Source organism: Simplicispira suum (assembly GCF_003008595.1).
In the GTDB taxonomy this organism is placed as follows: Bacteria; Pseudomonadota; Gammaproteobacteria; order Burkholderiales; family Burkholderiaceae_C; genus Simplicispira; species Simplicispira suum.
In genome coordinates this window covers 2,626,628-2,653,151 of record NZ_CP027669.1, presented here as the reverse complement: position 1 = coordinate 2,653,151, position 26,524 = coordinate 2,626,628, and the positions used below count along the sequence as shown (strand labels likewise).

Sequence of the window (26,524 nt, the reverse complement as noted above, 5' to 3'; positions counted from 1 at the left end):
ACCAGAAAGCGGTAGAGGGATTTTTCATCAAAAATCGTCAGTGGACCCCATCGCCAGGCTTTCAAAGCGCGTCTGTGATTTCTGGAAGAACAGCTTGACCGTGCCCGTGGGCCCGTTGCGCTGCTTGCCGATGATGATCTCTGCGACGTTGGGCTCCTTGCTGTCCTTGTTGTAGTAGTCGTCGCGGTAGATGAACATGATGATGTCGGCGTCCTGCTCGATGGCGCCAGACTCACGCAGGTCGCTCATCATGGGGCGCTTGTCGGTGCGCGTTTCCACACTTCGGTTGAGCTGCGAGAGCGCAATCACCGGGCACTGCAGTTCCTTGGCCAGCATCTTGAGCCCGCGCGATATCTCGCCCAGCTCGGTGGCGCGGTTCTCGCCCTGCGAGCTGCTGGAGCCGCTCATGAGCTGCAAATAATCCACCACGATCATGCCCAGCTTGCCGCACTGGCGCGCCAGGCGCCGCGCGTTGGCGCGCAACTCGCTGGGGGTGAGACCTGCGGTTTCATCGATGTGCAGTGAAACATTGCGCAGTTTTTCAATGGCTTCGGTCAGGCGGGGCCATTCGTCGTCGGTCAGCTTGCCGGTGCGCAAATGCCCCTGGTCAATGCGGCCGATGGAGCCGACGATACGCACCGCCAGCTGGGCGGCGCCCATTTCCATCGAGAACACTGCTACCGGAAGACCTTCGTTCAGCGCCACATGCTCGGCAATGTTGATGGCCAGCGCCGTCTTGCCCATGGAGGGGCGCGCCGCCAGCACCACCATGTCGCCGGCCTGCAAGCCCGAGGTCATGCGGTCGAGGTCGATAAAACCCGTGGGAACACCGGTGATGTCGTTCGGGTTGTCCGCCATCTCCTGCACACGGTCGAGCAGGTTGACCACCAGGGTGTCCATGCCCTGAAAGCCCTGCTTCATGCGCGAGCCTTCTTCGCCGATGTTGAAGATCTTCTGCTCGGCTTCGTCCAGGATTTTGTCGACCGGCCGGCCCTGGGTGTTGAAGGCGGCCGTGGCGATTTCATCGCTGGCAGTGACGAGCTTCCTCAAAATGGCGCGCTCGCGCACGATTTCGGCGTAGCGGCGGATATTGCTGGCGCTGGGCACGTACTGCGCCAGCGCGTTCAGGTAGGCCAGGCCCCCGACTTCCTCGGCCTTGCCAATGCTTTGCAGGTGCTCGTACACCGTGATCACGTCGGCCGGCTTGCTGGCGTTGACCAATTTGGCAATGCCGGCGTAGATCAGTCGGTGCTCGAAGCGGTAGAAGTCGCTCTCGATCAGCAGGTCGCCGACGCGGTCCCAGGCCTGGTTGTCGAGCAGCAGGCCGCCGAGCACGCTCGATTCCGCCTCGGTCGAGTGCGGCGGCACGCGCAACTGCGCAAGTTGGTGGTCGTACGGCGCGAATTCCTCGTCAACCGGCATCATGAATTCGGACATAGGGCTCCCTGGGCAAGCGTCGGATGGTAGCGGGCACTGGGCCTGGCGTCACCGCACAAGCCTGTGCGCAGCCTGTGGACAAACCTATGGACAAGCGGTGCAGACCGTGCGGCAAGCCCCGCGTGTGCGGCCGCCCGCATCAGAGCGCGGAATAATCTGAAAAAACAGACTCCAAGCGCGCCATCCATGCACGCTTGTCCGCCTCGGGCGCAAAGCTGGCTTCGAAACTGTTGCTCGCCAATTGCCAGGCATGGGCTGCCGTCATTCCCGTGGCGGCAAACACCTGCAGGAAATTGTCATTGATGTAACCGCCGAAATAGGCCGGGTCGTCCGAGTTGACCGTGGCACACAGCCCGGCGTCCAGCAAGGCCCGCAAATTGTGCTGGGCGAGGTCCGGAAACACGCACAGTTTCTGATTGGACAAGGGGCAGACGGTGAGTGCCACGCGCTCGCGCGCCAGACGCGCCACCAGTGCCTCGTCCTTCAAGGCCTGCACGCCGTGGTCGATGCGCTCGACCTGCAGGGCATCCAGCGCGCTCCAGATGTAGGCCGGCGGCCCCTCCTCGCCTGCGTGTGCTACGCGGTGCAGGCCCAGCGCGCGGCAGCGCGCAAACACGCGCTCGAATTTTTCTGGTGGGTGGCCAAGTTCGCTCGAATCGAGCCCCACGCCAATGAACTGGCCCTGAAATGGCAGGGCCTGCTCCAGCGTGGCAAAAGCGTCTTCTTCGCTCAGATGGCGCAGAAAACAAAGAATCAGCGCGGCGCTGATGCCCCACTCGCGCTGCGCGTCTTCGCAGGCGCGGTGCAGGCCGCGAATGACCGTTTCCATGGACACGCCGCGTGCCGTGTGGGTCTGCGGATCAAAGAAGATTTCCGCGCGCACCACCTTGTCCCGCACTGCGCGGCGCAGGTAGGCCCGCGCCATGTCGTAGAAATCCTGCTCGGTCAGGAGCACGCTGGCGCCGGCGTAGTAGATGTCCAGAAAGCTCTGCAGATTGCTGAAAGCATAGGCGCTGCGCAGGGCCTCCACACTGGCATAGGGCAGGCGCACACCGTTGCGCTCGGCCAATTGGAAGATCAACTCGGGCTCCAGCGAACCTTCGATGTGAATGTGCAGTTCGGCCTTGGGCATGGCCTGCAGCAGGGCCGGCAAACGTGCAGGGTCAACGGATGGCGAAGCCAGCATGGCGAAATCTCCAGATCAATGAAAAAGGCCGCCCGAAGGCGGCCGGGCTATGCCAGCGCGCTGGCTTATTTCTTGTCGCCGCCGGGCACGTTGCCTTCCACGCCCTTGACGTAGAAATTCACACCACCGAGGAACTTGTCGTCGGCCACGGCACCCGCAGCGATCACTTCCTTGCCGGTGTTGTCGACGAGCGGGCCCTTCCAGATGTGGAAGCTTCCGTCCTTCAGGCCGGCTTTGACTTCCTCGACCTTGGCCTTGAGTTCTGCGGGCACGTCCTCGGCGATTGACACCATGTCGATGGCGCCTTCCTTCACGCCCCACCAGGCCTGGCCCGTGGTCCATGTGCCGTTCAGCACATCGTTGACCGTCTTGGTGTAGTAAGGCGTCCAGTTGATGATGGCCGAACCCAGGTGGGCCTTGGGACCGTAGGCTGTCATGTCCGAATCCCAGCCAAAGGCGCGCTTGCCCTTTTCCTGCGCCGTCTTCAGCACTGCAGGCGAATCGGTGTTCTGGAACAAGACGTCGGCGCCGCCATTGATCAGCGAAGTCGCCGCTTCGGTTTCCTTGGGCGGGCTGAACCATTCATTCACCCACACCACCTTGGTCTGGATCTTCGGGTTCACGCTTTGCGCACCCAGCGTGAAACTGTTGATGTTGCGCAGCACCTCGGGAATCGGCACCGAACCCACCACACCCAGGGTGTTGGTCTTGGTCATACCGCCGGCAATCACGCCCGCCATGTAAGCGCCTTCATAGGTGCGGCTGTCGTAGGTGCGCAGGTTCTCGGCCGTTTTGTAGCCGGTGGCATGTTCGAACTTGATGCCCGGATTGTCAGCCGCCACCTTGATCATCGATTCCATGTAGCCAAAGGTGGTGCCAAAAATCAGCTTGTTGCCCTGACTCGCCATGTCGCGCAGCACGCGTTCGGCGTCGGCCGATTCAGGCACGCTTTCGACGTAGCTGGTGACGATCTTGTCGCCAAATTCCTTCTCGATGGCTTTGCGCGCGTTGTCGTGCGCATACGACCAGCCACCGTCACCCACCGGGCCGACATAGGCAAACGCAATCTTCAGCGGCTCAGCGGCCGGTGCGGGCGCGGCAGCCACCGGTGCCGGAGCGGGCGCCGCTGCGGGCTCAGGCGGCGCCTCCTTCTTGCCACAGCCCACGAGCGCGGCAGCGGCCACGGCGGACAGTGCAGCCACTTTGAGGAGCGTGCGTTTGTGCAGGTCGGTCATGTCGGGTTTCCTTGTTGGTTAAGAAATACAAGCTAGCGGGACGAAAGCGGATGATTATGAAGTGTTACAGCCGATGTCAGCTACTGGCGTGGAACGGCTTGCCCAGCGAGGCCGGCATGTTCACCCGAATCCATGCCGGGTTGCGCGAAATCAGCGCCAGCACCACGATGGTGGCCAGGTAGGGCAGCATGCTGAGCCACTGGCTGGGCACCTGCACGCCCGAGGCCTGGAGGTGAAACTGCAGCATGGTCACGCCGCCAAACAGGTAGGCACCCAGCAGCACCCGGCCGGGGCGCCAAGTGGCAAAGGTGGTGAGCGCCAGGGCGATCCAGCCGCGCCCGGCCACCATGTTCTCCACCCACAACGGGGTGTACACGGTGGAGATGAAGGCTCCGGCCAGACCACACAGCGCGCCGCCAGCCATCACCGCCGCCAGCCGGATGCGGCGCACCGGGTAACCCAGCGCATGGGCCGATTCGGGCGACTCGCCCACTGAGCGCAGGATAAGGCCGGAGCGCGTACGGTAGAGGAACCACACCAGCGCACCAGCGAAGGCCACCGTCAGGTACACCAGCGGGTGCTGGCGAAACAGTGCGGGGCCCACCAGCGGAAGATCACGCAACCAGGGCAGCGTGAATTTCGGAATCTCCGGCAGACGCGCCTGCACATAGCCGATGCCGACAAAGGCCGAAAAACCGACGCCAAACAGGCTGAGCGCCAGGCCCGTGGCGTACTGGTTGGTGCCCAGCCAGATCACCAGCCAGCCAAACACCATCGCGAGCAGCGCACCCGCCAGCATGCCGGCGGCAAAGCCCAGCCAGGGGTTGCCGGTATGCACCACGGCGGCGAAGCCTGCAATGGCGGCGCACAGCATCATGCCTTCGGCGCCCAGGTTGACGATGCCCGCCTTTTCGTTGATCAACAGGCCCAAGGCCGCAATCGCCAGCACGGTGCCGGCGCTGAGCGTGGAGCCAATCAAAAGTGCCCAGGATTCCATGTCAGCTCCCCGCCTTCGCGCCCGCCGGGCGCACCCAGCGCACGCGGTAGGCAATCAAGGTGTCGCAGGCCAGCAGCGTGAACAGCAGCAGACCCTGGAACACACCGGTCAATGATTTGGGCAGGCCCAGGCGCGACTGCGCCAGCTCGCCGCCGATATAGAACATGCTCATCAAAATGGCCGAGAGCACCATCCCCACGGGGTGCAGGCGCCCGACAAAGGCGACGATGATGGCGGCAAAACCGTAGCCCGCCGGCACGTAGGGCGTGAGCTGGCCAATCGGACCCGCCACTTCCAGCGCGCCAGCCAGACCTGCTGCGCCGCCCGACACCAGCAATGCAATCCACAGCGCACGGCGCGAGGAAAACCCCGCGTAGCGCGCCGCAGCCGGCGCCAGGCCCGAAACCTGCTGCGCGAAACCGGCGCGCGAGCGGAACAAAAACAGCCACAGTGCGGCCGAACCGGCCAGCGCTATCAGCAAGCCGATGTTCATGCGCGAACCCGCCATGAGGCGCGGAATGTGCGTCACCTTTTCAAAAGCGCGGGTTTGCGGAAAGTTGTAGCCCGCCGGGTCTTTCCACGGCCCGAAGACCAGATAGCTGAGCACCAGGATGGCGACGTACACCAGCATCAGGCTCACCAGAATTTCATTGGCATTGAACTTGTCGCGCAGCAGTGCGGTGAGTCCGCCCCAAGCCATGCCGCCCAGGGTGCCCGCCAGCAGCACGGCCACCATGATCCAGCTGCCGGTGGTCTTGTCCGCCATCAGCGCCACACCGCCTGCGGCAATCGCGCCCATCACGAACTGGCCTTCCGCGCCAATGTTCCAGACGTTGGAGCGGAAGCACACTGCCAGGCCCAGCGCGATCAGCAGCAGCGGCGTCGCCTTGACCATCAGCTCGCCCAGGGCGTAGCGCGACTTGAGCGGCTCCCAGAAGAACACTTCGAGGCCGCGCAGCGGGTCTTTGCCCAGCAGCGCGAACAGCGCGACACCGATGAGCACAGTGATGGCCAGCGCCAGCAGAGGCGAGCCGTAGGTCCACCATTTCGACGCCGTGGGGCGCGCTTCAAGCTTCAGCATGGCCCGCCTCCGCAGTCTGTGCCAGGTGCTGCTGCACGTCGGCGTGCCACAGGCCACTCATCCATTCACCAATGCGCGGCGCGGTGGCGTCGGCACGGTCCACCGAAGGCGACAAGCGGCCCTTGGCCATGACGTAAAGCCGGTCGCAAAGATCAAACAGCTCGTCCAGCTCTTCGCTCAGCACCAGCACCGCACAGCCGGCATCGCGCAGCGCCAGGATTTCTCCACGAATCTGCTGCGCCGCGCCCACGTCCACACCCCAGGTCGGTTGCGAGACGATGAGCAGGCTGGGGCCGGCGGAAATCTCGCGCCCGACGATAAATTTTTGCAAATTCCCGCCCGAGAGCGATTGCGCAAGCGCATCCGGCCCACCGGCCTTGACGCCAAAACGCGCAATGATTTGCTGCGCCTGTGCACGCAGCGCCCCCACGTCGATCCAGCCCAGCGAGCGCACGGCGTCGCTGCGGGTCAGCAGCAGGTTGTGCGCCAGACCGATGCTGGGCACGGCGCCGCGCCCCAGGCGTTCTTCCGGTACGAAATGCAGGCCCAGCGCGCGGCGCTGGCGCGGCCCCAGGTGGCCGGCATCCTGGCCCGCCACCTGCACCATGGCCGGCGCGGCGCGCGGGTCTTCACCCGACAGCGCGTAGAGCAGCTCCTTCTGGCCATTGCCCGACACACCGGCTATCCCCACCACTTCGCCGGCCTGCACCTGCAGCTGCAGGTCGATCAGATCGACACCAAAGGGATCGGTGCGCACCAGGCTGAGGTGGTCCACGCGCAACACCACGGCGCCCCGTTGCGCGGCGCGGTGCTCCAGCGCGGGCGGCTCGGCGCCAATCATCAAGCGCGAGAGCGAAGCGTTCGATTCCTCGCGCGGGTCGCATACGCCGGTCACCTTGCCGCCGCGCATCACCGTGCATGCGGTGCAGAGAGACCGGATCTCGTGCAGCTTGTGGCTGATGTAGAGAATGCTGCAGCCTTCATGGGCCAGCTTGCGCAGCACCACGAACAGGCGCTCGACCGCCTGCGGCGTCAGCACCGAGGTCGGTTCATCCAGGATGAGCAGGCGCGGCTCGGTCAGCAAGGCGCGGATGATTTCCACCCGCTGCATTTCGCCGACGCTGAGCGTGTGTACCGGGCGCTCGGGGTCGATGTCCAGGCCGTAGTCGGCCGCCTTGGCGGTGATGCGCCGCGCCACTTCGGCCAGCGTGAGGCTTTTGTCCAGCCCCAGCCAGACGTTCTCGGCCACCGTCAGCGTGTCAAACAGGCTGAAGTGCTGGAACACCATGGCGATGCCCAAGTGCCGGGCCTCCTGCGGGTTGCGCACCTGCACCGCGCGGCCATCGAACTGCACGCTGCCTTCGTCGGGCCGCACCGCGCCGTAGATGATTTTCATCAGCGTCGATTTGCCGGCGCCGTTCTCGCCCAGCACGGCATGGATTTCGCCCGGTTGCACGGTCAGCGAGACGCCGCTGTTGGCCACCACGGCCGGGTAGCGCTTGGTGATGCCGGACAGCTGCAGGCGCGGTGGCGCCTGGCCTGCGGGCGGGGGAGAAGCGGAAGCATTCATGCGCGTTGTTGTCTCGGAAATGTTGTATTTTAATAGTCAAATCGGCATGCGGCGCTTATTCTATATACGCATACAGCTATCCTTTTGGTAGCGAATCAGCCACCTTGCGAACGCAGTCGCGCAACCAGGCGGCTGCAGCGGAATGCTGGGTGCGCGCATGCCAGAGCTGGTAGTAGCCCAGCGGCGGAAAAGCCAGCGGCGGCGCCAGAATGACGAGCGGCAAGCGCGCGGTGAAGCGCTCACAGTACTGGCGACCCGTGGTGAGGACCAGCAGGCTGGCCGCCACCATCTCGGGAATCTGCCCGAAGTGCGCGCAGCGCGCCGTGATGTTGCGTTGCAGGTCCAGGCTATCGAGGTGCGCGTCGATCACGCCGCGCGCGCCGGGGTGGGTGGGCGTGGGGGCAATGTGCTCGGCCTGCAGCCAGTCCTCCAGGCTCCAGCCGCGGCGAACCGCAGGGTGCTCGGGCGAGACCAGACACACCACCTCATCGGAAAACAGTTTGCCCAGATGCAGATCGCCCGGCGGCTCGGGCCAGTTGCCGATGACCACGTCGGCCTCGCCATCGGCCAGCTGTGCGTGGTAGTGGGCGTCGGGCGAAAGCGGGAGGATGTCGATCGGGCACAGCGGCGCCTCGGACTTGATGCGTGCGACCAGTCGGGGCAGAAACAGCGGATCGAGGTAGTCGCTGGCCGCGACGCGAAAGCTGCGCGTACTGGTGCGCGGGTCAAACCCGCGCGCATCCGAAAACAGCGCCTCGGCGCTGCGCAGAATGTCGGCCGCTGGCTCCACCATGCGCAGCGCAGCGTCGGTGGGCACCATGCTGCTGCCCGAGCGCACCAGCAGCGGGTCGCCCGAAAGATCGCGCAAACGCTTGAGCGCAGCAGACACCGCCGGCTGGTGCATGCCCAGACGGATAGCTGCCCTCGATACGCTGCGTTCAGTGAGCACGGTGTGCAAGACCCTTATGAGATGGAGGTCTATCTTGTCGAAAAGGGCTTGGTCTCTCATAGTTTTTTGCGCATTCGCGTCATATGCTGGCGCTTATGCGCGCCAGCGCAATGCGTTCTACCCTTAGTGCGATTCTTGTCTCGCTGAACCTTTTGACCATGCGCCCTTTGCACTTCATCCGTCGCGGTCAGCCTGTAGCGCTGGCCAATGTACCACCCGAGCGCACACTGCTGGAGCTGCTGCGGGACGACCTGGGCGCCACCGGAACCAAGGAGGGCTGCGGCGAAGGCGACTGCGGCGCCTGCACCGTGGTGCTGGGCGAAATCGAAGGCGCGGGCACCGGCGAGCGCATCCGCTACCGCGCCATCAACGCCTGCATCCGGCTGGCGCATTCCATCGACGGCATGGCGCTTTGGACGGTGGAAGATCTGACCGAAGATCCGCTGATCGAGACCAGCGATGCGACGGCCGCAGCAGGTTTGCACCCGGCGCAAGAAGCGATGGTGCAGTGCCACGGCTCCCAATGCGGCTTCTGCACCCCCGGCTTTGTCATGAGCCTGTTTGCCATGTACCAGAACCGCTGCTGCCAGGGCGAGGCGATCACGCGCGCCGATGCGGTGCACGATTTGTCGGGCAACCTGTGCCGCTGCACCGGCTACCGCCCGATTCTGGACGCGGCGCAGGCCATGGGCGATCTGCCGGTGCAGGCCGTCAACGAGCCGCGTTTGCTACAACAATTGAAGCTTCTTGCGCATACCAGACAAGCGCTAGAGCCTGATTTGACCTATATTTCTCCGCCTACAGAAGCGGCCTTGCTGGCGGCGCGTGCGGCGCACCCCCAAGCCCAGGTGGTGGCGGGCTGCACCGACGTGGGCCTGTGGGTCACCAAGCTGCACCGCCAGTTTGCCCAGGTGCTGGACGTGACCACAGCCGCCGAGCTGCGCCGCATCGAGCGCGATGCCGGGCATCTGCGCATCGGCGCGGCTGTGACGCTGGCCGATGCCTTCGGTGCGCTGCAGCAGCACTGGCCCGAGGTGGAGCGCTTTGGCGCCCGCTTTGCCGGCTTGCCGGTGCGCAATTCGGGCACGCTGGGCGGCAACGTGGCCAACGGCTCGCCGATTGGCGATTCGATGCCGCTCCTGATTGCTCTGCGCGCCCGCGTCGAGCTGGGCAGCGTGCGCGGCACGCGCGAACTGGCGCTCGAAGACCTCTACACCGGCTACCGGCAAAACGTGATGGCGCCGGACGAATTGCTGCTGCGCATCCACGTGCCGCTCCCCCAGCCGAACGAACGGCTGCGCGCTTACAAGGTGTCCAAGCGCTTTGACGACGACATCTCGGCGGTGTGCCTGGTGCTCAACCTCACCATCGAGCAAGGCGAGGTCCGCGTCGCATCGATTGGTGCCGGCGGTGTCGCCGCAACGCCAGCCCGCGCCCGCGCGGCCGAGGCGGCGCTCGTCGGCCAGCCCTGGAGCGAAGCCACGGTGCAGGCCGCAGCCGCCGCGCTGCAGGCCGAGTTCGACCCGATCTCCGACATGCGCGCCAGCAGCGCCTACCGCCGCGCCATGCTCGCCGCCCTGCCGCAGCGCTTCTGGCTGGAGACCCAAGGCGGCGCGCCGGCCAGCCTGGACCTGCTGGCCCTGGAGGACCTGCAATGACTGCACGCGACGAACTTTCCCTGAGCCGCGATGGCGTGGCCGATCCGGTGGCTGTGGCCTTTGATGCCGTGGCAGAACGGCCGCTTTCGCCGCATGGCCACAGCGCTGCGGCGACGCCGCGCGCACTGGGCCACCCGCATGCGCACGAAAGCGCCCGCGCCCAGGTGGCGGGCAACGCCAGCTACATCGACGACCTGCCCGAACTCAAGGGCACGCTGTACGCCGCGCCCATCCTGTCCAAAGTGGCGCACGGGCGCCTGAACGGCGTGGACGCTGCCGCTGCGCTGGCCATGCCGGGCGTGCGCGGCGTGGTGCTGTCGGCCGACATTCCGGGCGACAACATGCTGGCCGCCTTTGCGCACGACGAGCCGGTGTTCGCGTTCGATACCGTGCAGCATGTGGGCCAGGTGATTGGCGTGGTGGTGGCCGAATCGGTGATGCAGGCGCGCCGCGCCGCGCGTGCCGTGCAGGTGGACATTGCGCCCTTGCCAGCAGTGCTGGACCCGCGAGAAGCCCATGCGGCAAAAAGCTACGTGCTGCCGCCTGTGTTTGTGCGACGCGGCGCACCCGACGAAGCCATGGCAAGCGCACCGCACCGGCTTTCCGGCCGCTTTGAAACCGGCGGCCAGGAGCATTTCTACCTGGAAGGCCAGATTGCCTACGCCCTGCCGCTGGAGCAGAACCAGTGGTGGATTCATTCGAGCACGCAGCACCCCGGCGAGGTGCAGCACTGGGTGGCCCATGCGCTGGGCATCGACAACCACGCCGTCACCGTACAGTGCCGGCGCATGGGCGGTGGCTTTGGCGGCAAGGAGACGCAGGCCGGCCACCTGGCGGTGTGGTCCGCCGTGGCGGCGCACAAGTTCGGCGCGCCGGTCAAGCTGCGCCTGGACCGCGACGACGACTTTCTGGTCACCGGCAAACGCCACCCGTTCGCCTACGACTACGAAGTGGGATTTGACGCACGCGGGCGCATCACGGCGCTGGTGCTGAGCATGTTCGTCAATTGCGGCTTCTCCGCCGACCTGTCGGGCCCGGTGGCGGACCGCGCGGTGTTCCACTGCGACAACGCCTACTTCCTTGAAAACGTGCTGGTGGCGTCGTACCGCTGCAAGACCAACACGCAAAGCCACACCGCGTTTCGCGGCTTCGGCGGCCCGCAGGGCGTGATTGCCATCGAGCGCATCCTGGGCGACATTGCCAGCGCGCTCGGGCTCGACGCCTTTGACGTGCGCATGGCCAACCTCTACAGCGACGAACCGCTGGCCGGCGGCAAGGGCCGGCGCGACACCACGCACTACCAGATGCGGGTGGAAGACAACATCCTGCACGAACTGATGCCGCAGTTGGAGCAGAGCTGCAACTACCGCGCGCGGGCCGCCGAAATCGCCGCCTGGAACCAGCAGCAGACGGCGCTGCGCCGTGGCATTGCCATCACCCCGGTCAAGTTCGGCATCAGCTTCACGGCCACGCTGTTCAACCAGGCCGGCGCGCTGGTGCATGTGTACACCGACGGCAGCGTGCAGGTGAACCACGGCGGCACCGAGATGGGCCAGGGCCTGAACACGAAAGTCGCGCAGATCGTGGCGGACGAGCTGGGGGTTTCACTGGCGCGCGTGCTGGTCACCGCCGCCGACACCAGCAAGGTGCCCAACGCCAGCGCCACGGCAGCGTCCAGCGGCACCGACTTGAACGGCCGCGCAGCGCAGTTTGCGGCCCGCAACATCCGCGACAACCTGGCCTCGTTCGTCTGCGGGCTCGACGCCTGCGGCGCGGGTGAAATCAGCTTTGCCGGTGGCGAAGTCATCTCGCCCAAAGGCCGGCGCAGCTTCGACGAAGTGGTCAAGGAGGCCTACGCCAACCGCATCCAGCTCTGGAGCGACGGTTTCTACCGCACGCCGAAAATCCATTACGACAAGACCACGCTGACCGGGCGCCCGTTCTTCTACTTCGCCTATGGCGCCGCCTGCACCGAGGTGGTGATCGACACGCTCACCGGCGAGAGCCGCGTGCTCAAGGTGGACATCCTGCACGACGTGGGCCACAGCATCAACCCGGCGATCGACATCGGGCAGATCGAGGGTGGTTTCATCCAGGGAATGGGGTGGCTCACCACCGAAGAACTGGTCTGGAAGGTCGACGGAGCGCTCGCCACCCACGCGCCCAGCACCTACAAGATTCCCGCCACCGGCGACGTGCCCGAGCACTTTCGCATTGCCCTGTGGCCCGAGGCCAACCGCGAGGACAACGTGGGCGGCAGCAAGGCGGTGGGCGAGCCGCCGTTCATGCTGGCGGTCAGCGTGTACGAGGCGCTGCGCCATGCCATTGTCGCCGCGCGGCCCCAGGGTGGCAGCGCGGCGTGGACGCCTGTTGCCCTCCAGGCACCGGCCACGGCCGAGAGCGTGCTGCGGGCGCTGGGACGGCTGCCCGCCTGAGCATTCTCGCCGGGCCATGGCGGTGATGCCGACACGAAAAATTTGGGTGTTTCGGCCTCCAGCGCTTATTCCATAAACGCTGGATGCTATTTATTTGATAGCGCTTCGTGTTCCGTGACGACGGGGTCCAACCTGCCTACCGGCATCACCACGCAGTTGCGCCCGGCACGCTTGGCTTCGTAGCAGGCCATGTCAGCGGCGTGCAGCACGGCGGCCACATCGCGCAACTGCGCCGTCAGTGGCACCAGACCAATGCTGACACCCAGGGTGAAACTGCGCCCGCCATACACCGGCTCCCAGGCGCGCACCGCCGCACGCAATTGCTCGGCCACCGCCATGCCATGGGCAGCCGAGCAGTTGGGCAGCACCACCACAAATTCGTCCCCACCCAGGCGGGCCACCCAACCGGCCTGGCGCACCTGCGCTTCGAGCAATCGGGCCACATGCTCCAGCACGTCGTCGCCTGCGGTATGCCCGGCAATGTCGTTGACCACGGTGAAGTGGTCCAGATCCAGGTACATCACCACGCCGCAGAGCGCCTCGCCCTGCGCTGCCACGCTTTCATCGCGCCCCAGCAGCACGCCACGCAGGCGCTCCTCAAACGCGCGGCGGTCCGGCAGACCGGTGACCGGATCATGCAGGCGCTCGTGCCGGCGCTGGCGGCGCGCCTCGTGCACGGCTGTCAGTTCCTCGAGAATCCAGACAATCCCGGCCGACATGCCTGGCGCCTCGGCGGCCCGGCCCTGAACGCGCGCCCAGACCGGGCTGCCGTCCTTGCGTGCGAAGCACAGGTCGCCGTCAAACGCGCCGTGCGCTACGAACGCCGCCCGGGCCCGCTCCTCGCCCTGGGTCCAGGCCGCATCGGACGCGTACAGCGTGCGCACTGGCTGACCGATGAGTTCGTCGGTGGTGTAGCCCAGCATTTGCGCTGCTTGGCGCCCCAGCATGCTCAGGCGGCCTGCACGCGTGATGACGATGCCCACCGGGGCGTGATCCAGGATCGCCTGCAGGCTGCCGCTGAGCGCACCATCGCGCAGCGCCTGACCGCTGCGCTCTTGCATGAATCCGTCAAGGAGCTGCGCCAGCGTGCCGACTTCGTCGCCCCAGCCAGGTGCGGGGGCCACCGAATCGTCAAATTCACCATGGTGCGCCATCCCCCAGGCGCGCTCGCGCAGGCGCGCCAGCGGCTGCATTTGCCAGAGGCTGAGCAAGGCCCCCAGCACAGCGGTCAGACCCACCGCCAGGACTGCCAGCCACCAGGCCCGGCGCTGCGTGCCCTCCAGCGGCGCGAGCAGAGACTGGACTTCGCTGACACGGGCCACCGTCCACTGTGGGAGCGGCATGCTGGCCAGGCTGACGACGTAGCCAGGAACGACTTCGGTGCGACCTGGCGCCGCAGCCGCATCGTTCTGTGCCGACATGGCTTGGTAAGCCTGCGCCAGGCCAGGCTCGTCGCTGACCTTGCCCAGTACACGTCGTGGATCGGGATGGGAAAGAATCGTCCCGTCGCTTGCAAACACCACCAGCCGCGAACCCGATTGCTCGGGTGGCGCAATGGAGGCGGGCAGCAGCCCTTGCGATTGCAGGCGAATCGCCCCAGCCACCACACCGGAGATCGATCCATCCGCGCCATGGAGCGGCTGGGTGAACATGACGCGCGCATCGCCCGCCCGGTTGCCCGCCAGCTCCGAGACGACGGGTTTGCCGTCAATCAGCGTGCGTCGCAAGGCTTCGCGCTCGGCCGGCTCCAGCGCAGCAGCTTCCCCCTGCACACCGTATTGCAGATTCACCCTGAGCGTGCCATCGGCCCGCGCCACCTGCATGGCGTCAAAAAACTGCACCGCCGGCAGGCCCTGTTGCAAGAGCCATTCCAGCGAGGATGGCGCGTCGAGCATGGCTGGCGTAATACCGGCAGCCACTGTGCGCAGCACCTTCTGGCTCTGTTCGATCTTGCTGGCAAAAACGCGTGCCAGTGTCTGGACTTCGTCGCCCTGCTGGCGCATCACGCGCTGCAGCGCTTCATCGGCGGCAGCCCGTGTCGCAATCCAGCCTGAGGCAGCGCCGGCCACCAATGCAGCCCCGATGAGCAGCGCCGCAAGGCGCAAAGCCAGCGGCCCGGGCAGCACCAGGCCCTGCCGTGCGGGGCGCCCGCTCATGGCCCAAGGCACGCCAACGATGAGGTGCCGATAGGTAGAAAAAACGAAAACATGATCGCAGACATGGATGGCGATCAATATAAGCAGCCCTGCGTGCGCAGGTGCTTGGGTAGAACCCGCAAGCGCGGACTATGAAAACCCTGAGAGGCGCAGACAACAAGGGCCGCGCCGTCCTGCCGGGCGCTGCTAACCGCCAGCGACCAGCTGCAGCGCGCGCGGCTCAGGGAGTTTGAGCACGTTGCCCGAACCCAGAATCAAACCATGCTCGCGCAAGCTGCGCAGTACCCGCGAGAAGGTTTCCGGTGCGATGCCCAGTTGGGCTGCAATCAGACGCTTGCGCTGGTGCAGGGTGACGCTCATCGTGCCGCTGGCGTCGTTCTGGGCATGGCGCAGCAACCACTGGGCGCAGCGCGCCTCGGCATCCTGCGCCAATCGGCTGACAGCCAGTTCGGTTTGTTGCCGGTAACCCGTGGCCAGATCGTGCAACAGGGTTTGCGCTGCACGGGGGAGCGTTTCCAGCGCAGCGCGAAACTCTGCCAGAGGCTGGCGGCGCAACTGCACCCGGGTTTCGGCCACCATGTCAACGGCGCAGGGCTGGCCCAACATCGCGGAGGCGGCGTCCAGCCAGAACGGACCTTCCACGACGCCCAACTGCTGGCGCACCTGCGCACCATCGTGCACGCACAAGAGAACGCGGCCTTGCAGCAGGTGCAGCACGTCGTCCGGTTGCTGTTGGCGTTGCCGCAGCACCTCGCCAGGCGCCGCAGTCTCTAGGTCGGCGGAAGGGTGGGAAGAAGGAATAGGCAACATCCGGGCCACTTTGCAAGGCAGCCCCTGATCGGGTATTGCGCAAAGTCAAACCTGCGGCTCACAAAGTGGTACGTGCCGGGCCGCTTTGCTTTGCATCAAGTGCTTCAGGCGTGCTGCGGCGCAGCATTGCGTGTTCAGCTCCCGGCCAGCGCGCCCACCAATTCTGCTTGCGCAGGCGCTCGCCAGCCACCGCCCAGGGCCTTGTAGAGCGCCACTTCGTTCTGCTGACGTGCCAGACGAATTTGCGCCACCGCCTGCTGCGTGGCGAACAGCGCGCGCTGCGCGTCAAGCACATCAAGATAGTTGGCAATGCCGTTGCGGTAGCGCAGGTCAGCCAGGCGGAAACGATCCGCTTCCGCGTCGGCCTGCTCCTGCGTGGCCTGCAGCTGCCGGTCCAGCGTTGCGCGGCCGGCCAAAGCGTCGGCCGCCTCGCGAAACGCAAGCTGGATCGATTTCTCGTACTGCGCAATGGCCAGCTCGCGCCCGACGGTGGCCGACTCCAGGCCCGCTTGGTTTCGCCCGGCGTCAAAAATAGGTAGCAGCGCCTGCGGAGCCAGGGTCCAGCCCCAGGCTCCCCCCTTGAACAGGCCGGAGAGCGAGCTGCTGGCGGTGCCGGCGCTCGCCGTCAGCGCAATGCGCGGGAAAAACGCGGCGCGCGCCGCGCCAATGTTGGCGTTGGCGGCACGCAGCTGCTGCTCGGCCTGCAGCACGTCGGGGCGGCGGCTCAGCAGGTCCGACGGCAGGCCGGCGGGCACCGATGCCAAGGCGGGCGCCGCTGCGTCGCCTGTGGGCAACAGGGCCTCCGGCAGCGGCGCACCGGCCAAAAGCGTCAAGGCATTGATGTCGAGGCTTCGCAGCCGCTGCTGCTGTGCCAGCGTGGCGCGGGCACTGGCGGCCAGCGATTGCGCCTGGCGCAGGTCCAGCGCGGAGCTGACGCCCTGATCAAAGCGCAGGCGGGTCAGGCGCAGCGAATCCTCGCGCGTCGCCAGGGTGCGCTGGGTGAGCAGCAGCAAGGCGTCGTTGGTCTGCAGGTTGAGCCAGCTGCTCGCCACCGCCGCCACCAGGCTGGTCTGGACGGCATTGCGGGCCTCCTGGGTGGCGAGGTACTGCGCAAGCGCCGCCTCTTGCAGGCTGGCGATGCGCCCGAAAAAATCGATCTCCCAGGACGCAAGCGCCAGACCGACGCTGTAGGTACTGCTGATGCCGCCGCTTCCATCGCTGGCTGGCTGGCGCGCCGCCGACGCGGCGAGATTCACGGTCGGCGTGCTATCTGCGCGCCGAATCTGGTACTGGGCACGCGCCTGCTCAATGTTCAGCCAGGCCATGCGCAGGTCGCGGTTGTGGGCAAGCGCCATGGCAATGACACTGCGCAGGCGGGCGTCCTGCACAAAATCTTGCCAGGGCAGGTCGGCGGCGAGCACCTGTGCACCGGGCTGCGCCACGGCGGCCGCAGCGCTCGGCCAGGCATCTGCCACCGGCGCTGCCGGTCGCTCGTACTGCGGAATCATGGAGCAGCCCGCAAGCAACAGCGCAGCGGCGCCAGTGCTCAGCGGGCGAAGGGGATAGTTACGCATGGGAGCCTCCTTGGCCTGCGGCGGCCTGCGCAGCCTCGGCGGCACGCTGATCGTGCAGGCGCTGCTGGCGCGCGCTGCCCTTGAACAGGCCGCGCACCAGCACGAAGAACACGGGAACAAAAAACACCGCCAGGGTGGTGCCGGTGATCATGCCGCCAATCACCGCCGTTCCAATGGCGCGCTGGCTGGCCGAACTGGCGCCCGAAGCGAGCACCAGCGGCATGACACCCAGCATGAAGGCCATGGAGGTCATGAGGATGGGGCGGAACCGCAGGTGCGCCGCCGCCAGTGCGGACTCCACGACGCTCTTGCCCTCGGCCTGCAAGTCCTTGGCAAACTCGATAATCAGAATGGCGTTCTTGGCCGACAGGCCAATGATGGTGATCAAGCCCACCTGAAAGTACACATCGTTGGCGTAGCCACGCAGCAGCGTGGCAAGCAGCACCCCCAGCACCCCCAGCGGAACCACCAGGATGACTGCCAGCGGAATAGACCAGCTCTCATAGAGCGCGGCAAGGCACAGGAACACCGCCAGGATGGCAAAGCCATACAGAATGAACGCCTGCGAGCCGGCAAGCTTTTCCTCACGCGACTGACCGGTCCACTCGTAGCCAAAGCCCTGTGGCAACTGGGCCGCGAGGCGCTCCATTTCATCCATCGCCGCACCGGTGCTGTAGCCCGGCGCCGCGCCACCACTGATGCGCGCGGCCGGGTAGCCGTTGTAGCGCACGGTTTGCATGGCGCCGGTGATCCAGTGCGTGCTGGCAAAGGCGGACAAGGGCACCGGTTTTCCCTGGCGGTTGGTGGCGTTCAGCTGCATCAGATCGTCAGGTTGCATGCGCGCCGGTGCATCGGCCTGAACCACCACGCGCTGCAGCCTTCCCTGGTTGGGAAAATCGTTCACGTAGCGCGAGCCCAGCGCCGTCGAGAGCGTGCTGTTGATGGCGGAAAAGTCCACCCCCAAGGCGTTGGCCTTGTCGCGATCTATGTCAATCTGCAGCTGCGGCGCGTCTTCAAGACCATCCGGACGCACCTGCGCCAGCAGCTTGCTCTGGCTGGCCATGCCCAGCAACTGGTTGCGCGCCGCCAGCAATGCGGCGGGGCCAGCCCCGCCGCGATCCTGCAGGCGGAAGGTGAAGCCGCTGGCGGAACCCAGCTCGGGAATCGGCGGCGGACTGAGCGGAAAAATAAAGGCATCGCGCACGCCCGAGAGTGCGCCAAAGGCGCGCCCCGCCAGCGACGTTGCGTCCTGCCCAGGACCGGTGCGCTCGTTCCAGTCTTTCAGTGTGACGAAGGCCAGTGCAGCGTTCTGGCCCTGGCCGGAAAAGCTAAAGCCCATCACGCCCACCATGCTCTTGACTTCGGGCTGTTTGAGCATGAAACCTTCCACCTGCTTCATGACTGCGCTGGTGCGCTCCAGGGTGGCGCCCGGCGGCAACTGCACGTTCACAAGCAGCGTGCCCTGGTCTTCGGCCGGCAGAAAAGAGGAAGGCAGGCGCGTGTACACCAAGGCGACCACGCCAATGATGGCCGCGTAGATCAGCAAATAGCGCGCCGCGCGCCTCAGTATGCGACTGACGGCTGCTTCGTAGCCTTTGGCAGTGCGGGTAAAGCCGCGATTGAACCAACCGAAAAAGCCCTTCTTCTCAAGGTGATGCCCCGCTTCCACGGGCTTGAGCAGCGTGGCACAAAGCGCGGGTGTCAGCGACAACGCCAGGAAAGCGGAGAAACTGATGGACGCCACCATGACCGCAGAGAACTGCCGATAAATGTTGCCCACCGAGCCTGCAAAAAATGCCAGCGGCACAAACACCGAGATCAGCACCACCGTGACGCCGATGATGGCGCCCGAGATCTGGCCCATGGCCTTGCGCGTCGCCTCGCGCGGGGGCAATCCCTCCTCGCTCATGATGCGCTCGACGTTTTCCACCACCACGATGGCGTCGTCCACCACGATGCCGATCACCAGCACCATGCCGAACATCGTCAGTACGTTGATCGAAAAGCCCAAAGCCAGCAGCGTGCCAAAGGTCCCCAGCAAGGCGATAGGGACGACCAGCGTGGGAATGATGGTGTAGCGGATGTTCTGCAGGAACAGGAACATCACCAAAAACACCAGTACGACGGCCTCCACCAGCGTCAGCGCCACCTGTTTGATGGAAAGGCTGACGAAGCGCGAGCTGTCGTAAGGAATGGAATAGCTCACGCCCTCGGGGAAGAAGCGCTGGAGATCGTCCATCTTGGCGCGCACCGCGTCGGCCGCCGCCAGTGCGTTGCCGCTGGGCGTGAGCTGTACGCCGACGCCCACTGCGTCCTTGCCGTTGAGTCGGGCCGCCGTATCGTAGCCCTGGCCGCCCAGCTCCACCCGTGCCACGTCCCCGAGATAGACCGCCGAGCCGTCGGGATTGGCGCGCAGCACAATGCCCTGGAACTGCTCCACATTGGCGAGCTGGCCATTGACCACCACCGTGGCTGAAATGCTCTGACCCGCCACGTTGGGCAGGGCACCAATGGTGCCTGAGGCCACCTGGGCGTTTTGCGCCTGGATGGCATTGACCACGTCGCTGCTCGAGAGAGAAAAACCCGCCAGCTTGGCCGGATCGATCCAGATCCGCATGGCGCGCTCGGTACCAAAGAGCTGGGCCTGGCCGATGCCCGGCAGGCGCTGCAGCTCGGGCACCACGTTGCGCGCCGCGTAGTCACCCAGCGCCACCGGATCGAACTTCGGGTTCGTCGACGACAGCATGGCAAACAGCAGGAAGTTCGAATTGGCTTTGTCTACCCGCACGCCCTGCTGAGTCACCGCCTGCGGCAGGCGCGGCGCGGCGCGCGAGAGCCTGTTTTGCACGTCCACCTGCGCCAGATCGGCGTTGCTGCCCGGCTGGAAGCTCAAGGTGATGCTGCCGGTGCCATTGGCCTGGGCCACCGACTCCATGTAGATCAGGCCGGGTGAGCCGTTCATTTCGCGCTCGATCACGCTCAGAACGCTGTCTTCCAGCGTTTTGGCCGAAGCGCCAGGGTATCCGGCCGAGATCACGATGGACGGCGGCGCCACGGGGGGGTATTGCGCAATCGGCAACTGCGTCACCGCAACGCTGCCCAGCACAATGATGAACAGCGCGATCACCCACGCAAAGATGGGTCGATCAATAAAAAACTTGGCCATTCGGGGCGCTCCTTACTTCGCCGCTGCCGAGGCCGGCTCGGAAGGCGCCGACGCTGGTGTGGCAGCGCCGGCCGTGGACGCGCTCGCAGCCGGGGGAGCCGTGCCGGGAGCACCCGCCCCCACCTTTTTCCAGGGAACTGCTTTGACCGGCGTTCCGGGCGGCATCATCTGCAGCTTCTGGAAGCCATCGACCATCACCTGCTCACCCGCCTGAAGTCCATCAAGCACCACCCACTGCGAGTTCTGCGAACTGCCCACCTTGATCTGGCGTGGCGCGACCTTGCCGTCCGCAGCCACCACCATGACCGTGTCGCCCTGGGCTGAGCGTGTGACCGCCTGCTGCGGCAAGGTGATGGCGTTGCTGATCTGGGCCTGCTCAAGCTGCACGCGCACGTACAGGCCGGGCAGCAGGTTGCCCTTGGGATTGGGGATTTCGGCACGCAAGGTGATCTGGCCGGAACTCGGATCGACCGTCAGGTCCGAAAACAGCAAACGGCCTGCCTGTGGATAGTCCGAACCGTCTTCCAGGACGACGCGCACACTTGCCGCGCCAGCCCCCTGGGCCTTCTTGAACTGGCCGCTTTCCATGGCCTTGCGCAACTTGAGCACCTCGCCCGCCGACTGCGTAAAGTTGACGTACATCGGGTCAATCTGCTGGATCACGGCCAGTGGCGTGGCTTCGCCCTGCCCCACCAGCGCGCCTTCGGTAACCAGGGCGCGCCCAATGCGCCCCGAGATCGGCGCCGAAACGCTGGCGTACCCCAGGTTGATGCGCCCGGTCTGTACCGCAGCCCTGCCCACAGCCACATCGGCTTCGGCCTGTTTTTGTGCTGCCACAGCGTTGGCGTATTCCTGCTGGCTCACGGCGTTGGCTTCGAGCAGCGGTTTGTAGCGCTGCGCCAGCGACGCCGCCTGACTCAGGTTCGCCTGTGCACGCGCCAGCGTCGCCTCTGCGCTTTGCAGCGCGGCCGCGTAGGGTGCCGCATCAATCTGGAACAGAACCTGCCCAGCCTTCACGTCGCTGCCCTCGCGAAACAAGCGCTTTTGCACGATGCCGGCAGCCCGCGCGCGCACTTGCGCCACACGCGAAGCCTCCAGCCGGCCCGGCAGTTCAGTGACCAGCCCCACATTCCCCGGCTGCACGGTGACCACGCCCACCTCTGGTGCCGGCATGGCTTTGCCCGGCGGCCCCTTGGCCGCAGGCGCTTCGGATTTGCCGCAGGCTGCCAGTGCAAGCAATAGAGAAATGCTGCCAACGGCGAGCGTGCGACGGGCGAGGCGGACCGTGGGAAAAGACGGCGATACAGACATGAAATGCTTTCGAATGGGGCGGCAGAGGCGAGCGCAGGACGCGCAAGTTTAGAGAAAGCGAAGGAATCGCGCCGAGCGGGCCGTGCTCCAGGAATTCCACAGGTCGCCAACAGCAAGCAGCCGAGTATACATACATACTAGAATGTATGTTGTTGATGGCCAGGAAACGTGGCCGCATTGAAAGGATGCCCATGGCAAGAAAAACCAAGGAGGACGCTCAGGCCACCCGCACGGCCTTGCTGGATTCGGCCGAACACCTGTTTGAGGCACGTGGCGTCGGCCGTACGTCGCTGGCCGACATCGCTGCGCACGCGGGCGCAACACGCGGGGCGATCTACTGGCACTTCAAGGACAAGGCCGATTTGTTCAACGCCATGATGGAGCGCGTTGCGCTGCCCATGTCGCAGTCGCTGCTGTGCGCCGACCTGGAGTCTGCGGCCGATCCGGGGCAGACGCTGCGTGCCGCCATCCTGCACGCCTTTGCCTGCATTGAGGGCGACCCGCAGATCATCCGCGTGCTGCAGATTGCGACGCTGCGCCTGGAGCTGACCGAAGAACTCGGGGCCATACAGCAGCACCACCGCCTGATGCAAACCCGCGCGCTGGAGAAAATCAGCGAAGGCCTGCACCGTGCGTACCAGGTTCGCCAGCTGGAGCCCGCTCAGAACGTGGCAACCACCGCCCTCGGCCTGCAGGCCCTGTTCGAAGGCCTGCTCCAGCAGTGGCTGACCAGTCCGGGGCGCTTTGCGCTACAAGCTACCGTCGCCACTGCGCTGGACGTGTATTTGAAGGGCCTGGGCCTGACGCCGCTGCCTGGCCCCTGCGACCAGGGTCTCAGGGCACCGGCGCACCCGCCTCGAACCACTGGCCAATCAGCGCGCGCTCTGCGTCGGTGATACCCGTGGCGTTGTTCATGGGCATGAGTTTTTGCACCACCACCTGCTGGTAGATGGCCTGGGCATGCTGCTTGGCCAGCGCTGGGGAATCGACCCGCATGTTCTTCATCTGCACCTGTTCGCCGTGGCAGAGGTAGCAGCGTTGTTCAAAGATCTTTTGCACTTTTTCATAGCCAATTTGGCCTCCAGCGCTTGCTGTGTCTGCGCCACCAGCTATTGAAACAGAAGCATTGGATGACGCAGCAGCCGGCACCGGCCGCAGCCAGACGATCACGCCCACAATCACCGCCATCCCCACCAGCGCATAGGGCAGCGGGTTGCCACTGCGCCCGAGCTTGTAGCCGTGGCGCATCACGAAAAACTGCCGGATCGCGGCGCCGGCAAACATCATCAGAATAAGGATGAGCCAGTTTTGGGGATGGCTCCAGGTGAAGCTGTAGTGGCCGCTGAGCATGGCAAACAGCACTGGCAGCGTGAAGTAGGTGTTGTGCACGCTGCGCTGCTTGCCGCGCTTGCCGTGGATTGGATCGACCGGCTGGCCCGCCTTGATCTGCGCCACCACGGTGCGTTGGCCCGGAATGATCCAGAAAAACACGTTCGCGCTCATGGCGGTGGCAATCATTGCGCCCACCAGCAAAAAGGCCGCGCGCCCGGCAAACCAGTGGCAGGCCAGCCAGGAGGCGACGCAGACCAGCACCAGTACCAACGCGCCCACGATGGCGTCGCCGTCTTTCTTCTGGCCAAACACGCGGCAAATGGCGTCGTACAACAGCCAGAACACCACCAGAAAGGCGAGCGCCACGGCAATGGCCTGGGCCGGTGCCCAGTCCATCTTCGACTTGTCGATCAGATAGGTACTGGCACTCCAGAGATAGGACACCGTGAACAGCGAAAAGCCGCTCAGCCAGGTGGTGTAGCTCTCCCAGAAAAACCAGTGCAAATGCTTGGGCAGTTGGGGCGGCGCCACGTTGAACTTGACCGGGTGGTAGAACCCCCCGCCGTGCACCGCCCACAGTTCACCACTCACTCCCTGGCGCTTTTGCTCGGCGTCCTCGGGCAGCGTGAGGCTGCTGTCGAGAAAAACGAAGTAAAACGACGAGCCGATCCAGGCAATGGCAGTGATGACGTGGACCCAGCGCAAGAGCAGGTTGGCCCAGTCAAACAGATAGCTTTCCATCAGGTGACCTCCGCGGCGGTTGCGATGCACGCCGCTGTGACAGCCTGCTCACCACTGCGGGCGCTCTGAGCAGAATAAGAGGTCGCGCACTCGGGGACTGGGGGCCGTTCAATCCACCCCGCCCTGGGCACCGCTGCGACGCAGCAAAGAAGTGTATGCAAATTTTGTGTGCAATTCCAGTGCGCTGATGGAAATCATTCCCCGGATTTACCCTCAAACCGAGCGTCCAATTGTTGCAGCAACTGCGCCGCAACGGCCACGGCAATCACCTCGGGTTGTTTGCCTGAGATGCCGGTCACGCCAATCGGGCAGCTCACCTGCTGCAGTTCCTCGTCTGAAAACCCACGCCGGCGCAGGCGGCTGCGAAAGGTGGCCCATTTGGTGGCGCTGCCGATCAAGCCAATGAAGGCCAGGTCTGCCGCAGCCCGTTGGCGCGTAAGGCAGGCCGCGACGATGTCCAGGTCTTCGGCGTGGCTGAAACTCATGATCAATACGCTGGAACCGCTTGCCAGTTGCGGCACGGCGCCGTGCACGGGTTCTGAATGCTCGCAGACCACGCTCTCGGGTTCCGGGTCCGGAAAAATGCCGTCGCGGCTGTCAATCCAGGTGATCGCAAACGGCAAAGGGGCCAACACACGCACCAGTGCATGCCCCACATGGCCGCCGCCAAACAAGGCCAGGGGGTGGAGTGCAGGCGCAAGTCGCTGTTGCAGGCTCGGAGAATCGGCATCCTGCGCCGAGAGGTTCTCGAACCGCAGGTGCATCACACCGCCGCAGCATTGGCCCAGGCTGGGCCCCAGGGCGTAGCGCAAGGTCTCCATCGGCAGGGGTTCCGGTCCGCGCAGGCGGCTGCGCGCGTGGGCGATGGCCTCAAACTCCACATGGCCGCCGCCGATGGTGCCCAGAATCTGGTCTTCAAACACCGCCATCCACGCGCCCACCTCGCGCGGCGCGGAGCCCTGGGTGCGCTCGATGCTCACAAGACACGCCGGGGCCCTGCGAAGACCTTGCAGGAACTGGTGCAAAAATGCCATGGATCAAGCTCCTCTCCATCGACTGCCATGAATTCCGACTCCCCACCGCCCACTGCGACGCGTAGCCGATGGTTCCGCACCGGGCTCATGGCATCCGTTGCAGCGGTCATCGCCGCCTGCCGCTCGGCCCCCAGCCCGTCTCCCAGCGCGCCGGACGAAGCGGCTCCACCCGGCACCGTACCCCACGTCACCGGCCCGGTCCCTGCAACACGAGGCTCGGCGCGCCCCTCGGCCGCCAGCAACCCGCGCGCTTACCGCCAGGACGCCGCAACCCATCTCTACGGCCTGAATGCGTCGCGCATCTACCCAGGCCGCTTGCCGCCGCTGCTCTATGCCATTGGGGTGCTGCAGGTGGATATCGATGCCCGAGGCCGCGTGCTGCGCACATCCTGGATGCGCGCGCCGAGCCACGCTCCGGAAGTGATGGCAGAGATCGAACGCACCGTGCGCGCTGCCGCACCCTTCCCGGCGCCCACACGCATCGGCAAGCTCACCTACACCGACACCTGGCTGTGGGACAAGAGCGGTAAATTTCAACTCGACACCTTGACCGAAGGGCAGGATTGAGTGCATCCCCCTGAGGCGCTTCGCGCCTTCCCCCTTCTCTCGCATGGCTGCGCCATCCGGGAAGGGGGACGATGCCCTCGCTGCGGGGCGGCCCTTGCTCGGCATCCCTGGCCTGGGCCGCGCCCACTTCATCGCCCGTGTCCTGTACCGCACTCGCAGCCCACTCTCACTACGAACCCCGATACGTCGAATAGCTCCAGGGGCTGACCAGCAGCGGCACGTGGTAGTGCTGATCGGCGTGGGCCACGCCGAAATCCAGGCTGACCTGGCCAAGGAAATTCGGTTCGGGCAAGACCACACCCTTGTCCTTGAAATAGCGCGCCACGTCAAAGCTGAGGCGGTAGGTGCCGGTGCGCAGCGAAGCGTTGTCGAACAAGGGCGCGTCGGTGCGCCCGTCGTGGTTCAGCACCAGATCCTGAAGCAGTTCGGCGGACGCTCCGCTGGTGGAATACAGCGAAACACGCATGCCTGCGGCGGGGCAGCCATGCATGGTGTCGAGCACGTGGGTACTGAGTCCCATAGGGGGTTCTCCTGAAGGTGGTGGGGTGGATCAAACAATCGTTGTGCACCAAAAGTGTATACACTTTTGGCAAATCCACCTATCATGGTCGCATGGAATCCTCCACCCACGCCATTGTCGAATCGCTCACCCGTGCCATCGTAGAGCACCGCCTGCAGCCCGGCACCAAGCTGGCCGAGCAAAAGCTGGCCGATCATTTTGGTGTCTCGCGCACGCTGGTGCGTCAGGCCTTGTTCCAGTTGGCGCAGAACCGGCTGGTGACGCTGGAGCCGGCGCGCGGCGCCTTTGTCTCCACGCCGTCGGCCGAGGAGGCACGCCAGGTATTCGCCGTGCGCCGCATGCTGGAGACCGAGATGACGCGTGCGTTCGTGAAGAGCAGCACCCCCGCCAAGATCAAGGTACTGCGGGCCCATGTCGCCAGCGAGGCAGCCGCATTGAGCGCCCAGGACGCAAGCGGCCGCACCGAGCTGTTAGGCGACTTTCACGTTCGCATGGCCGAACTCATGGGCAACGATGTGCTGGCCCAGTTGCTGCGCGACCTGATTTCCCGTTGCGCCCTGATCACGCTGATGTACCAGAGCGCCAGCGAGGCGGCGCATTCGCACGAGGAGCACGCGGAAATCGTCAAAGCGCTCGCCGCGCGCGACGAGGCCCTGGCGGTGCAGCTGATGCACCAGCATCTGGAGCACGTGGAAGCCAGCCTCATTTTCGACCGCGAGCAGCCGGTAAACGAGTTGTCGCTCGCGCTCTCGCCCCTTTAAAGCG

General features: G+C 65.3%; 20 protein-coding genes. 5 read left to right on the top strand and 15 right to left on the bottom strand.

Going from position 1 to position 26,524, the window contains the following annotated elements; all coding sequences use genetic code 11:
- Positions 1 to 27: 27 nt before the first annotated feature.
- The 7 genes from dnaB to C6571_RS12265 all read right to left on the bottom strand — a co-directional run bounded on the left by dnaB (position 28) and on the right by C6571_RS12265 (position 8,515).
- Positions 28 to 1,437, bottom strand: a complete 1,410-nt coding sequence (dnaB, locus tag C6571_RS12295; protein WP_106446935.1) for a replicative DNA helicase — start codon at positions 1,435 to 1,437, stop codon at positions 28 to 30.
- Between the two features lie 139 nt (positions 1,438 to 1,576).
- Positions 1,577 to 2,623, bottom strand: a complete 1,047-nt coding sequence (locus C6571_RS12290) for an adenosine deaminase (RefSeq protein ID WP_106446934.1) — start codon at positions 2,621 to 2,623, stop codon at positions 1,577 to 1,579.
- A 65-nt stretch (positions 2,624 to 2,688) separates the two neighbouring features.
- Positions 2,689 to 3,858: a BMP family ABC transporter substrate-binding protein gene (locus C6571_RS12285; protein WP_106446933.1), complete on the bottom strand. Its 1,170-nt coding sequence runs from the start codon at positions 3,856 to 3,858 to the stop codon at positions 2,689 to 2,691.
- Positions 3,859 to 3,934: 76 nt separating this feature from the next.
- Positions 3,935 to 4,855, bottom strand: a complete 921-nt coding sequence (locus C6571_RS12280) for an ABC transporter permease (protein WP_106446932.1) — start codon at positions 4,853 to 4,855, stop codon at positions 3,935 to 3,937.
- Between the two features lies 1 nt (position 4,856).
- Positions 4,857 to 5,936: an ABC transporter permease gene (locus tag C6571_RS12275; RefSeq protein WP_106446931.1), complete on the bottom strand. Its 1,080-nt coding sequence runs from the start codon at positions 5,934 to 5,936 to the stop codon at positions 4,857 to 4,859.
- Positions 5,923 to 7,506 (bottom strand): ABC transporter ATP-binding protein, encoded by a 1,584-nt coding sequence (locus tag C6571_RS12270; RefSeq protein ID WP_106446930.1) that lies wholly within the window; start codon positions 7,504 to 7,506, stop codon positions 5,923 to 5,925. The genes C6571_RS12275 and C6571_RS12270 overlap by 14 nt, the downstream gene beginning before the upstream one ends.
- Before the next feature lie 76 nt (positions 7,507 to 7,582).
- Positions 7,583 to 8,515 carry a LysR family transcriptional regulator gene (locus tag C6571_RS12265; RefSeq protein WP_106446929.1) on the bottom strand — a complete coding sequence of 311 codons (933 nt, stop codon included), beginning with the start codon at positions 8,513 to 8,515 and terminating at the stop codon, positions 7,583 to 7,585.
- Positions 8,516 to 8,613: 98 nt separating this feature from the next.
- Between C6571_RS12265 and xdhA the strand changes: the two genes are divergently transcribed.
- Together xdhA and xdhB are read left to right on the top strand one after the other, a co-directional pair.
- Positions 8,614 to 10,113 carry a xanthine dehydrogenase small subunit gene (gene xdhA / locus C6571_RS12260; protein ID WP_245901268.1) on the top strand — a complete coding sequence of 500 codons (1,500 nt, stop codon included), beginning with the start codon at positions 8,614 to 8,616 and terminating at the stop codon, positions 10,111 to 10,113.
- Positions 10,110 to 12,548 carry a xanthine dehydrogenase molybdopterin binding subunit gene (gene xdhB, locus C6571_RS12255; RefSeq protein WP_106446928.1) on the top strand — a complete coding sequence of 813 codons (2,439 nt, stop codon included), beginning with the start codon at positions 10,110 to 10,112 and terminating at the stop codon, positions 12,546 to 12,548. The genes xdhA and xdhB overlap by 4 nt, the downstream gene beginning before the upstream one ends.
- Positions 12,549 to 12,634: 86 nt before the next feature.
- Here the strand turns inward: xdhB and C6571_RS12250 are convergent, their stop codons facing one another.
- The 5 genes from C6571_RS12250 to C6571_RS12230 form a co-directional block, all read right to left on the bottom strand.
- A complete protein-coding gene (locus C6571_RS12250; RefSeq protein WP_170094731.1) occupies positions 12,635 to 14,704 on the bottom strand; it encodes a sensor domain-containing diguanylate cyclase in 2,070 nt (689 codons plus the stop codon).
- A gap of 186 nt (positions 14,705 to 14,890) precedes the next feature.
- The gene (locus C6571_RS12245; RefSeq protein ID WP_106446927.1) at positions 14,891 to 15,514 is read right to left on the bottom strand and encodes a Crp/Fnr family transcriptional regulator; all 624 of its coding nucleotides are present in this window, start codon (positions 15,512 to 15,514) and stop codon (positions 14,891 to 14,893) included.
- A gap of 134 nt (positions 15,515 to 15,648) precedes the next feature.
- On the bottom strand, positions 15,649 to 17,088 hold the full coding sequence (locus C6571_RS12240) for an efflux transporter outer membrane subunit (RefSeq protein ID WP_106446926.1): 1,440 nt from the start codon (positions 17,086 to 17,088) through the stop codon (positions 15,649 to 15,651).
- The gene (locus C6571_RS12235; protein WP_106446925.1) at positions 17,081 to 20,254 is read right to left on the bottom strand and encodes an efflux RND transporter permease subunit; all 3,174 of its coding nucleotides are present in this window, start codon (positions 20,252 to 20,254) and stop codon (positions 17,081 to 17,083) included. Before C6571_RS12235 ends, C6571_RS12240 begins: the two co-directional genes overlap by 8 nt.
- 12 nt (positions 20,255 to 20,266) lie before the next feature.
- On the bottom strand, positions 20,267 to 21,565 hold the full coding sequence (locus C6571_RS12230; RefSeq protein WP_106446924.1) for an efflux RND transporter periplasmic adaptor subunit: 1,299 nt from the start codon (positions 21,563 to 21,565) through the stop codon (positions 20,267 to 20,269).
- Between the two features lie 191 nt (positions 21,566 to 21,756).
- Here C6571_RS12230 and C6571_RS12225 point away from each other — a divergent pair, with 191 nt between their 5' ends.
- A complete protein-coding gene (locus C6571_RS12225) occupies positions 21,757 to 22,461 on the top strand; it encodes a TetR family transcriptional regulator (RefSeq protein WP_106448217.1) in 705 nt (234 codons plus the stop codon).
- On the opposite strand, the gene C6571_RS12220 is transcribed toward C6571_RS12225, so the two are convergent.
- Complete coding sequence (locus tag C6571_RS12220) at positions 22,400 to 23,638, bottom strand: urate hydroxylase PuuD (RefSeq protein ID WP_106446923.1); 1,239 nt, start codon at positions 23,636 to 23,638, stop codon at positions 22,400 to 22,402. The genes C6571_RS12225 and C6571_RS12220 overlap by 62 nt on opposite strands.
- A gap of 194 nt (positions 23,639 to 23,832) precedes the next feature.
- Positions 23,833 to 24,672, bottom strand: coding sequence for a xanthine dehydrogenase accessory protein XdhC (gene xdhC / locus C6571_RS12215; protein WP_106446922.1), 840 nt, complete (start codon positions 24,670 to 24,672; stop codon positions 23,833 to 23,835).
- Between the two features lie 87 nt (positions 24,673 to 24,759).
- Between xdhC and C6571_RS12210 the strand changes: the two genes are divergently transcribed.
- A complete protein-coding gene (locus C6571_RS12210; protein WP_106446921.1) occupies positions 24,760 to 25,239 on the top strand; it encodes a hypothetical protein in 480 nt (159 codons plus the stop codon).
- Positions 25,240 to 25,408: 169 nt separating this feature from the next.
- On the opposite strand, the gene uraH is transcribed toward C6571_RS12210, so the two are convergent.
- A complete protein-coding gene (uraH, locus tag C6571_RS12205; protein WP_106446920.1) occupies positions 25,409 to 25,759 on the bottom strand; it encodes a hydroxyisourate hydrolase in 351 nt (116 codons plus the stop codon).
- A 92-nt stretch (positions 25,760 to 25,851) separates the two neighbouring features.
- Here uraH and C6571_RS12200 point away from each other — a divergent pair, with 92 nt between their 5' ends.
- Positions 25,852 to 26,520: a GntR family transcriptional regulator gene (locus C6571_RS12200; protein ID WP_106446919.1), complete on the top strand. Its 669-nt coding sequence runs from the start codon at positions 25,852 to 25,854 to the stop codon at positions 26,518 to 26,520.
- Positions 26,521 to 26,524: the final 4 nt, after the last annotated feature.

Excerpts from the sequence above, each read along its gene's own strand:
- dnaB (WP_106446935.1), bottom strand. The coding sequence starts at position 1,437 with ATGTCCGAATTCATGATGCCGGTTGACGAGGAATTCGCGCCGTACGAC.
- C6571_RS12290 (WP_106446934.1), bottom strand. The coding sequence starts at position 2,623 with ATGCTGGCTTCGCCATCCGTTGACCCTGCACGTTTGCCGGCCCTGCTG.
- C6571_RS12285 (WP_106446933.1), bottom strand. The coding sequence starts at position 3,858 with ATGACCGACCTGCACAAACGCACGCTCCTCAAAGTGGCTGCACTGTCC.
- C6571_RS12280 (WP_106446932.1), bottom strand. The coding sequence starts at position 4,855 with ATGGAATCCTGGGCACTTTTGATTGGCTCCACGCTCAGCGCCGGCACC.
- C6571_RS12275 (WP_106446931.1), bottom strand. The coding sequence starts at position 5,936 with ATGCTGAAGCTTGAAGCGCGCCCCACGGCGTCGAAATGGTGGACCTAC.
- C6571_RS12270 (WP_106446930.1), bottom strand. The coding sequence starts at position 7,506 with ATGAATGCTTCCGCTTCTCCCCCGCCCGCAGGCCAGGCGCCACCGCGC.
- C6571_RS12265 (WP_106446929.1), bottom strand. The coding sequence starts at position 8,515 with ATGAGAGACCAAGCCCTTTTCGACAAGATAGACCTCCATCTCATAAGG.
- xdhA (WP_245901268.1), top strand. The coding sequence starts at position 8,614 with ATGCGCCCTTTGCACTTCATCCGTCGCGGTCAGCCTGTAGCGCTGGCC.
- xdhB (WP_106446928.1), top strand. The coding sequence starts at position 10,110 with ATGACTGCACGCGACGAACTTTCCCTGAGCCGCGATGGCGTGGCCGAT.
- C6571_RS12250 (WP_170094731.1), bottom strand. The coding sequence starts at position 14,704 with ATGAGCGGGCGCCCCGCACGGCAGGGCCTGGTGCTGCCCGGGCCGCTG.
- C6571_RS12245 (WP_106446927.1), bottom strand. The coding sequence starts at position 15,514 with ATGTTGCCTATTCCTTCTTCCCACCCTTCCGCCGACCTAGAGACTGCG.
- C6571_RS12240 (WP_106446926.1), bottom strand. The coding sequence starts at position 17,088 with ATGCGTAACTATCCCCTTCGCCCGCTGAGCACTGGCGCCGCTGCGCTG.
- C6571_RS12235 (WP_106446925.1), bottom strand. The coding sequence starts at position 20,254 with ATGGCCAAGTTTTTTATTGATCGACCCATCTTTGCGTGGGTGATCGCG.
- C6571_RS12230 (WP_106446924.1), bottom strand. The coding sequence starts at position 21,565 with ATGTCTGTATCGCCGTCTTTTCCCACGGTCCGCCTCGCCCGTCGCACG.
- C6571_RS12225 (WP_106448217.1), top strand. The coding sequence starts at position 21,757 with ATGGCAAGAAAAACCAAGGAGGACGCTCAGGCCACCCGCACGGCCTTG.
- C6571_RS12220 (WP_106446923.1), bottom strand. The coding sequence starts at position 23,638 with ATGGAAAGCTATCTGTTTGACTGGGCCAACCTGCTCTTGCGCTGGGTC.
- xdhC (WP_106446922.1), bottom strand. The coding sequence starts at position 24,672 with ATGGCATTTTTGCACCAGTTCCTGCAAGGTCTTCGCAGGGCCCCGGCG.
- C6571_RS12210 (WP_106446921.1), top strand. The coding sequence starts at position 24,760 with ATGGCATCCGTTGCAGCGGTCATCGCCGCCTGCCGCTCGGCCCCCAGC.
- uraH (WP_106446920.1), bottom strand. The coding sequence starts at position 25,759 with ATGGGACTCAGTACCCACGTGCTCGACACCATGCATGGCTGCCCCGCC.
- C6571_RS12200 (WP_106446919.1), top strand. The coding sequence starts at position 25,852 with ATGGAATCCTCCACCCACGCCATTGTCGAATCGCTCACCCGTGCCATC.